Origin of the sequence: Xylophilus ampelinus (genome assembly GCF_003217575.1) — a bacterium.
Classification (GTDB): Bacteria; Pseudomonadota; Gammaproteobacteria; order Burkholderiales; family Burkholderiaceae_C; genus Xylophilus; species Xylophilus ampelinus.
In genome coordinates, this window is the sequence record NZ_QJTC01000056.1 from 1 (window position 1) to 1,912 (window position 1,912).

Below are 1,912 nucleotides of genomic sequence, written 5' to 3' on the forward strand. Positions count from 1 at the left end.
CTCCAGGCTGAAGTTGCCGTTGTCTTCCTTGGTCACGAACGCGGTGACGCCGGTGTCGGCCGTCTTGGCGTTGATGGCCGCAGCCACCTGGCCGATGCGCTCCGCACCCGAGGAAGCCGATGCGATGGCGCCCAGGGAGATGGTGGTGCCGTTGACGGAGACGGAGATGTCGCCCGCTGCGATCTTGCTGTCGAAGCCGGTGACCGTGGTGCCGGCGTCGAACGCCGCCACGCTCGCCTGAGCGAACTGGATCTTCGACAGGCCGGCGCCCGTCGCGTCGGCCAAGCCGCCGATGGAGATGTTGTCGCCTGCGTTGGCGCCCACCTGGAACACGCCGCCCGAGAACGAGCCGTCGAGGATCTTGGTGCCGTTGAAGGTGGTCGTCTTGGCAATGCGGTCGATTTCATCGGCCAGCTGCTTGGTTTCCGACTGCAGCGCGGCGCGGTCGCTCTTGCTGTTGGTGGCGTTGCTGGACTGCACGGCCAGTTCGCGCATGCGCTGCAGCATGTCGCCGACCTTGCCGAGCGAGCCTTCTGCCGTCTGCGCCAGCGAGATGCCGTCGTTGGCATTGCGCGAGGCGACGGTCAGACCCTTGATCTGGGTGTTCATGCGCTCGGCGATGGCGCCGACGGCCGCATCGTCCTTGAAGCTGTTGACGCGCAGGCCGGAAGACAGGCGCTGCATCGCCGTGCTCAAGGCGGATTGCGATGACGACAGATTGCGTTGCGCATTGATCGAACTGATGTTGGTGTTGATGGTGGATGCCATGTCGGATTCCTCTCGGGTTGGAAAAGCCGGCCAGCCGCCGGAAGGACTGCCGGGACTCCGCCCGACCTTGAGTGATGGAGCGAATTCTGGTCATTCGCCTGCCGGGCATGGGGCGGAAAAAAGGGCGAAAGACGCGCCAATTCGCTGCCTTTCCCGTGAGCCGATGGCCGAAGATCGCCTGGCGTTGCCCCGTCGGCGGTAAATAAAAGACAAATTTCGGGCGAGGCCCTCAAGTTTTTCCGGAGCTGCCCGAAAACATGTGCAATGGACCCACAGGGTGCATTGGCCGGCGAGTAACCGGTCCTGGTGCCAGCGATCCTGCTGGCGTTGAGATCGGCACTTTTGCCGGGTACCACCGAGTTTTAGGAGCTTTTCCATGGCCTCTACGATCAATACCAATGTCGTTTCGCTGAATGCGCAGCGCAATCTGTCGTCATCGCAATCCGCCTTGAGCACGGCGATGCAGCGCCTGTCTTCCGGCCTGCGCGTCAACAGCTTCAAGGACGATGCGGCCGTCGGCGCCATCGCCGAGCGCATGAACACCCAGATCAAGGGTCTGACCGTCGCCTCGCGCAATGCCAACGACGGCATCTCGCTGGCGCAGACGGCAGAAGGCTCGCTCGGCAAGGTCGGCGACATGCTGCAGCGCATGCGCGAACTGGCCGTGCAGTCCAGCAACGCCACCAACAGCAAGAGCGACCGCGCCGCGCTGCAGTCGGAAACCAAGCAGCTGGCCGATGAAATCGACCGCGTCGCCAAAACGACCACCTTCAACGGTTCGAAGATCCTCGATGGTTCTTTCGCCGGTGGCGTGTTCCAGGTGGGTGCCAATGCCGGCGAGAACATTTCGGTGGGCGGCATCGCCAACGCGACGGGCGCCGGCCTGTCGAAGATCCAGTTCGCCCAGGCGAGCGTGGCGGCGTTCGACGCCGGCACCACGGTCACCGGCTTCGACAGCAAGATCGCAGCGGGCGACATCTCGATCGCCGTCGGTGGAACGACCGTATCCCTCGGCGCCATCGCCGCCGCCTCGTCCGGTGCCGAGCGTGTCGGCCAGGTGGCTGCGGCCATCAACGCCAAGACGGCCGACACCGGCGTCACCGCGTTCGTGACCAAGGAAGACAACGGCAACTTCAGCCTGGAG

General features: G+C 64.2%; 2 protein-coding genes. One reads left to right on the forward strand and one right to left on the reverse strand.

Features of this window, described 5'->3' with window-relative positions:
* Window positions 1-768 (reverse strand): flagellin N-terminal helical domain-containing protein (locus tag DFQ15_RS16780; protein ID WP_456156795.1); only part of this gene is annotated, 768 nt, incomplete at its 3' end.
* A gap of 376 nt (window positions 769-1,144) precedes the next feature.
* On the opposite strand from DFQ15_RS16780, the gene DFQ15_RS16785 reads away from it, so the two are divergent.
* Window positions 1,145-1,912, forward strand: a 768-nt coding sequence (locus DFQ15_RS16785; protein WP_456156796.1) for a flagellin N-terminal helical domain-containing protein, incomplete at its 3' end; no start/stop codon positions are given.